We start from the raw sequence: 6,122 nt of genomic DNA, 5'->3' as shown, positions 1-6,122 counted from the left end.
CACGGCTGCAGCAGGCGGAATTTGCCAGCGAAGCCGCAGGCTACACCGCCACGCGCCACCAGCGCGAGGTCGGCACCGGCTATTTCGACCAGGTCGCGACCGTCCTGTCGGCGGGCCAGGCATCGACCACGGCATTGGGTGAATCAACCGAAGCGGCGCAATTCGCGCGCGCATAGAGCAGAAGGAAGGAGCAAGACGATGCAACAGCGTTATTGGGTCATCGGCGGAACCTACGCCGACTGCGAATTCGGCGCACTCGAGCCGGGTACGGAAGTGGTCAGCGGGCCGTTCAATGACGAGCTCCGTGCGCGCACCGAGTGGCAGCGCTTGACCTTCCGCGACAAGGCGGAAGCCACCACCCGTTTCACCATCGCCGCCGAACCTGCGCCGGTCTGGCAATAAGTCCCCCGGAGAGGGTGCCGACAGAGCATCCCTGCCCAAGGGAAGGGGCGCCGCAGCTGATGCCGCGGTGCCCCTTTTCATTGCGCAATCAGCGAAGGCTCAGGCTGCGGCCCGACGATCGCCCTCGTTCGGAAGGACCGCCTTCGCTTGCGCGATGAGCGCGCTGAACGCGCCACCCTCGTGCATGGCGATGTCGGCCAAGACCTTCCGGTCGAGATCGATGTTCGCCAGCTTCAGCGCGTAGATGAACTGGCCATAGGTCAGCCCTTCCGCACGCACGGCGGCGTTGATGCGCTGAATCCACAAGGCGCGGAAGCTGCGCTTCTTCACCTTGCGATCGCGATAGGCATATTGCCCGGCCTTTTCGACGGCCTGGCGGGCGATGCGGATCGTGTTCTTGCGACGGCCGTAATAGCCCTTCGCATTTTCGAGGATCCGCTTGTGCTTGGCGCGGGTGGTTACACCCCGTTTGACGCGTGCCATGGTTCGTCAGCTCCTAGTTGAGGCCGTAAGGCGCCCAGAGCTTCACGCGCTGGGTGTCGGCCTTGTCGAGCACTTCGGTGCCGCGGTTCTGGCGAATATATTTGGAATTGTGGCTGATCAGCCGGTGCCGCTTGCCAGCGACGCCATGCTTCAACTTGCCACTGGCGGTAAGCGTGAAGCGCTTTTTCACACCGCTCTTGGTCTTGAGCTTGGGCATTTTCGTCTCCTTGTTGCCCCGGCTGAGTTTCCTCAGGGGGCGACGTTATCGAATCGCCACGGCAGCCCTGACTGGCCGGACCATTCGTCTTTCCAACGATCTGGAAGAGGCGCGCCTATAAGAGGCGCGGCCGCGGAAGGCAAGATCAGTCGAACAGGCTGGAAACGCTGCTCTCGTCGGCGATGCGCTTGATCGCCTCGCCGATGAGGGGTGCAATGGTCAAGCGGCGGATCTTGCCGTCCGGGGCATCGGCCTCGCCCGACCAGATAGTGTCGCTCACCACCAGTTCGCTGAGTTCGCTCGCCGCCACCCGCGCCGCCGCGCCGCCCGACAGGACGCCGTGGCTGCAGTAGGCGAACACCTCTTCGGCCCCCTGCTGCCGCAAGGCCGCGGCCGCGTTGCACAGCGTGCCGCCCGAATCGACGATGTCGTCGATCAGGATGCAGCAATGGCCGGCGACGTCGCCGATGATGTTCATCACTTCCGATTCGCCGGCCTGCTCGCGGCGCTTGTCGACGATCGCCAGCGGGGCGTTGTCGAGCCGCTTGGCGAGGCTGCGCGCGCGGACCACGCCGCCGACATCGGGCGACACGACCATCAGCTTGCGCCCGGCGAAGCGCTCCTGGATATCCGCCGCCATCACCGGCGCGGCCCACAGATTGTCCGTCGGAATGTCGAAGAAGCCCTGGATCTGACCGGCGTGCAAATCCATCGACAGGACGCGGTTGGCGCCGGCGGTGGTGATGATGTTCGCGACCAGCTTGGCCGAAATCGGAGTGCGCGGACCGGGTTTCCGGTCCTGCCGGGCATAGCCGAAATAGGGGATGACCGCCGTGATCCGCTTGGCCGAAGCGCGACGCAGCGCATCGATGCAGATCAGCAATTCCATCAAATTGTCGTTGGTCGGGAAACTGGTCGACTGGATGACGAACACATCTTCGCCGCGCACATTCTCGTTGATTTCGACGAACACTTCCTCGTCGGCGAAGCGACGCACGCTGGCCTTGGTCAGCGCCATCCCGAGGTACTCGGCAATCGCGCGCGCCAGCGGCAGGTTGGAATTTCCGGCGAGCAGCTTCATCGATTTAGTCCCCCTTGCAGCGCCTCCCTTAGCGCCTGTGGCCGATTCGCCAAGCACCGGCTTGCCGCCGGATGGCGCTCGGCCTAACTCGCAGCGGTGACCGACACACTCTCCATCGCCCTCGTCCAGATGAACCAGCGGGTCGGCGACCTTGCCGGCAATGCCGCCCGGATCCTGGAATGGCGCGCGAAGGCCAAGAGCGCCGATCTGGTCATGGTGCCCGAGCTGCAGCTGACCGGCTATCCGCTCGAAGATCTCGTGCTCAAGCCCGAGTTCGTCCGCCGCAGCCTCGAAGCGGCCGAGCGGCTGGCAGATGCCACGGCCGACGGTGGACCGGCGCTGCTGTTCGGCGCGCTGCATGTCGAGGAGGGACTGGTCTATAATGCGATGATCCTGGCCGAAGACGGGCGCATCGTCGGGCGAACATTGAAGCACGAGCTGCCCAACTATGGCACCTTCGACGAAAAGCGCGTGTTCGCGAGTGGGCCGCTGCCGACCCCGATCGCGTTTCGCGGCGTGCGCATCGGCATACCGATCTGCGAGGACATCTGGCGCGAGCCGGTATGCGCGGCGCTCGCCAAGGCCGGGGCGGAGCTGCTGCTGGTCCCCAATGGCAGTCCCTATGAGATCGACAAGGACGATGTCCGCATCCGTCTCGCTCATGATCGTGTGACCGAGACCGGCTTGCCGCTGGCCTATCTCAACCGCGTCGGCGGGCAGGACGAGCTGGCGTTCGACGGGTCGTCGTTCGTGATGGATCGGACCGGCGCGATCCTGGTCCAGATGCCCGACTGGGACGAGGCGCTGCAGCTGACCGAGTGGCGGCGGGAGGCGAGTGGGTGGACGTGCACGACGCGGGCAAGCCACACGCTCGATCCCTTTCCGGGCGATATCTATCGGGCGATGGTCGTCGCCTTGCGCGATTATGTCGGCGACAACGGCTTTCCCGGCGTGATCCTCGGCCTGTCGGGCGGGATCGACAGCGCGCTGTCGGCGGCGGTCGCGGTCGATGCGCTCGGGCCGGACAAGGTGTGGTGCGTGATGATGCCGTCGCGCTTCACCAGCACGGACAGCCTCGAGGACGCCGATGGCTGCGCCAAGATGCTCGGGGTTCGGCAGGACGTCATCTCGATCGCCCCCGGCGTCGCCGCGCTGGACAAGATGCTCGCCCCCGCATTCGCCGGCACCAAGGCGGGGCTGGCCGAGGAGAATATTCAGTCGCGGTTGCGGATGGTGACGCTGATGGCGCTCAGCAATCGCTTCGGCCACATGGTGCTGACGACCGGCAACAAGAGCGAAATGTCGGTCGGATATGCCACCCTCTATGGTGACATGGCGGGCGGCTATTCAGTGCTCAAGGATGCCTACAAGACGACGGTGTTTGCCCTGTCGCGCTGGCGCAATGCCAACCGGCCGGAGGGCGCACTCGGGCCGGCCGGGCCGGTGATGCCGCAGCGGGTGATCGACAAGCCGCCGACCGCCGAGCTGCGCGACAATCAGAAGGACGAAGACAGTTTGCCGCCCTACGCGTTGCTCGACCGCATCCTCGAGGCACTGGTCGAAAAGGAACTGTCGGTGCGCGAGACGGCCGCGCTGACCGGGGCCGACAAGGCGCTGGTGTCCGACATCGAGGGCAAGCTGCTGCGTGCCGAATATAAGCGTCGCCAGGCCCCGCCGGGGGTGAAGCTTGGCGCCCGCAACTTCGGCCGCGACCGGCGTTATCCGATCACCAACGCCTTCCACACCGGCAATCCATGACGGTCACCATGCGCTTCGCGCCGTCGCCGACCGGGCGGCTGCATGTCGGGAATATCCGGACCGCGCTACACAATGCGCTGTTTGCGCTGAAGCATGACGGGCGGTTCGTGCTGCGGATCGACGATACCGATAACGAGCGGTCGACCGTCGATTACGATCAGGCGATCCGCGATGATCTCGACTGGCTGGGGCTCAAGCCCGACGCGCTGTTCCGGCAATCGGAGCGGTTTGACCTGTACGAACGCGAGTTCGAGCGGCTGCGCGCCGCGGGTCGGGTCTATGCCTGTTACGAGACGCCCGAGGAGCTCGACGTCCGGCGTAAGGTGCTGCTCGGACGCGGGCTGCCACCGGTCTATGAGCGCAAGGTCGCCGATACTCCGGTCCCGACGGGAGTGGCGCCACACTGGCGGTTCCGGCTGGAGCATGGCGTGCCGATCCTGTGGGACGACATGGTGCGCGGGCCGCAGAAGTTCGATCCGGCGCTGATCAGCGATCCCGTGATCCGCCGGGCCGACGGCAGCTGGCTCTATTTGCTGCCGAGTGTGATCGACGACATCGACATGGGCGTCAGCCACATCGTGCGCGGCGAGGATCATGTGTCGAACAGCGCGGTGCAGCTCCAGATGTTCGCGGCATTGGGCGCGCCCGACCCGATCTTCGCCCATGAAGCGCTGCTGGTGGCGGCCGAAGGCAAGATGTCGAAGCGGCTCGGCGCGACCGGAGTCGAGGCGGTGCGCAACGCGGGGATCGAGCCGATGGCGCTGCTGTCCCTGCTCGCCCGGCTGGGCACGTCGCAGCCGGTCGAACCGCGTGCCAAGCTGGCCGAGTTAGCGGAAGGATTCGACTTCGCCCATTTCGGGCGGGCACCAACTCACTTCGACCTGGCCGAGGTCGAGCAGCTTAATTCGCGGCTGCTTCACCATCTGGATTTTTCCGACGTGGCTGATCGCGTGCCGGCGTGGGTCGGCGACGGGGAGTGGCTGCTGTTGCGCGGCAATATCGCCCATTTGCGCGAGCTAGAAGAGTGGTGCGACGTCCTGGGTGGCGACCTCGCGACACCAGTGCTGGAGCTGGACGACCGCGCTTTTGTGGGTCGTGCCGCCACCACTGCCGGCGAGATCGCCTGGTCGGACGGGCCGTGGGCCGAACTGGCAACGCGGCTCAAGGCGGAGAGTGGGCGCAAGGGCAAGGCGCTGTTCCATCCGCTGCGCCTGGCCCTGACCGGCCGCGACTCAGGACCGGAGATGGCACCGCTGCTCGAGCGAATCGGGCGGGATCGTGCGATCGGGCGGCTGAAAGCGGCGGCCCAATAGAGACAGCTAGCGCGGCAGCCGAGCCTTTGTCGCCGAATCATCCGACGGAACGAAGCAGCCCTGACAGGCCAGGCTGAGCATATTTCAGTATGCATTGGCGGGGCCTCGGATAGACCTTGCTGTTAATATGTTATGATGTATCATCGCGAAATCAACCAAGGAGGTCGCGATGCTTGCTTATGCCGCTCCCCGCCCCGGCCGCGAGGCCAACCGTCCCAAGTTACTGATGGCGATCATCGCCGGCCATGTGCTGGCGATCGGCGCGGTCATGCTGGCGAAAAGCGAGATCGCGACGCGGATCGACCGACCGACCGTCATCATCGACATTCCGCCTATTGCTGACCCCCTGCCTATCCCGGAGCCGCGTCCACGGACCGACCCGCGTCCGAGTCATTCGACGACGACTCAACCGCAAGTGCCAATCCCGACGTTCGACAATCATCAAATCGACGTCGGCCCGGTCCCTCTCGGCCCAGCAGACCTCGGCTCTGAAGCGCTTCCGCCGCGACCGCCGTTCGTGCCACCGCACGAGGTCATCCGTCACGGCGCGCAGATCGCGACCGCCGAAGGGCGCCTTCGCCCGCCCTATCCCGAGGTCAAGCAGATGCTCGGCGAGGAAGCGACGCTGACGCTAAAGCTGTCGATCGACGCGACCGGGCGGGTAACGGCAGTCGAGCCGATCGGCAGCGCCGACCGCGCCTTCCTCGACAGCGCGCGACGGCATCTGCTGAATGTATGGCGGTTCACCCCGGCGACCGAGGACGGCAAGCCGGTGCCATCGACCAAGGTCATCACGCTGCATTTCAAACTCGGTGAGGCTTAGAAGTCGACCGTACGGCGGGGGGCTGGTCGCTCGCCCCGCCGCGCC

General features: G+C 65.5%; 7 protein-coding genes and 1 pseudogene. 5 read left to right on the top strand and 3 right to left on the bottom strand.

Annotated elements, in window-relative coordinates; genetic code table 11:
- Window positions 1-176: pseudogene (locus RMN84_RS12340) on the top strand (isocitrate lyase); the annotation flags it as partial.
- A gap of 22 nt (window positions 177-198) precedes the next feature.
- Window positions 199-402, top strand: coding sequence for a hypothetical protein (locus tag RMN84_RS09940; protein WP_309612015.1), 204 nt, complete (start codon window positions 199-201; stop codon window positions 400-402).
- Between the two features lie 99 nt (window positions 403-501).
- Here RMN84_RS09940 and rplT read toward each other — a convergent pair whose 3' ends face one another.
- From rplT to RMN84_RS09925, 3 genes are all read right to left on the bottom strand, one after another.
- Window positions 502-885 carry a 50S ribosomal protein L20 gene (rplT, locus tag RMN84_RS09935; RefSeq protein ID WP_309612014.1) on the bottom strand — a complete coding sequence of 128 codons (384 nt, stop codon included), beginning with the start codon at window positions 883-885 and terminating at the stop codon, window positions 502-504.
- Between the two features lie 13 nt (window positions 886-898).
- Complete coding sequence (rpmI, locus tag RMN84_RS09930; protein WP_309612013.1) at window positions 899-1,102, bottom strand: 50S ribosomal protein L35; 204 nt, start codon at window positions 1,100-1,102, stop codon at window positions 899-901.
- Window positions 1,103-1,247: 145 nt separating this feature from the next.
- Window positions 1,248-2,183 (bottom strand): ribose-phosphate pyrophosphokinase, encoded by a 936-nt coding sequence (locus tag RMN84_RS09925; RefSeq protein ID WP_309612012.1) that lies wholly within the window; start codon window positions 2,181-2,183, stop codon window positions 1,248-1,250.
- A 96-nt stretch (window positions 2,184-2,279) separates the two neighbouring features.
- On the opposite strand from RMN84_RS09925, the gene RMN84_RS09920 reads away from it, so the two are divergent.
- From RMN84_RS09920 to RMN84_RS09910, 3 genes are all read left to right on the top strand, one after another.
- Complete coding sequence (locus RMN84_RS09920) at window positions 2,280-3,941, top strand: NAD+ synthase (RefSeq protein ID WP_309612011.1); 1,662 nt, start codon at window positions 2,280-2,282, stop codon at window positions 3,939-3,941.
- Window positions 3,938-5,254 (top strand): glutamate--tRNA ligase, encoded by a 1,317-nt coding sequence (locus RMN84_RS09915; RefSeq protein ID WP_309612010.1) that lies wholly within the window; start codon window positions 3,938-3,940, stop codon window positions 5,252-5,254. Before RMN84_RS09920 ends, RMN84_RS09915 begins: the two co-directional genes overlap by 4 nt.
- 169 nt (window positions 5,255-5,423) lie before the next feature.
- Window positions 5,424-6,077 carry a TonB family protein gene (locus tag RMN84_RS09910; protein ID WP_309612009.1) on the top strand — a complete coding sequence of 218 codons (654 nt, stop codon included), beginning with the start codon at window positions 5,424-5,426 and terminating at the stop codon, window positions 6,075-6,077.
- Window positions 6,078-6,122 lie beyond the last annotated feature (45 nt).

Source organism: Sphingomonas sp., from assembly GCF_031380695.1.
In the GTDB taxonomy this organism is placed as follows: Bacteria; Pseudomonadota; Alphaproteobacteria; order Sphingomonadales; family Sphingomonadaceae; genus Sphingomicrobium.
Note: the sequence above shows the minus strand (reverse complement) of the source record. Positions and strands in the feature narration are given on the sequence as shown.

Coding starts and splice junctions, on each gene's coding strand:
- RMN84_RS09940 (WP_309612015.1), top strand. CDS start 199: ATGCAACAGCGTTATTGGGTCATCGGCGGAACCTACGCCGACTGCGAA.
- rplT (WP_309612014.1), bottom strand. CDS start 885: ATGGCACGCGTCAAACGGGGTGTAACCACCCGCGCCAAGCACAAGCGG.
- rpmI (WP_309612013.1), bottom strand. CDS start 1,102: ATGCCCAAGCTCAAGACCAAGAGCGGTGTGAAAAAGCGCTTCACGCTT.
- RMN84_RS09925 (WP_309612012.1), bottom strand. CDS start 2,183: ATGAAGCTGCTCGCCGGAAATTCCAACCTGCCGCTGGCGCGCGCGATT.
- RMN84_RS09915 (WP_309612010.1), top strand. CDS start 3,938: ATGACGGTCACCATGCGCTTCGCGCCGTCGCCGACCGGGCGGCTGCAT.
- RMN84_RS09910 (WP_309612009.1), top strand. CDS start 5,424: ATGCTTGCTTATGCCGCTCCCCGCCCCGGCCGCGAGGCCAACCGTCCC.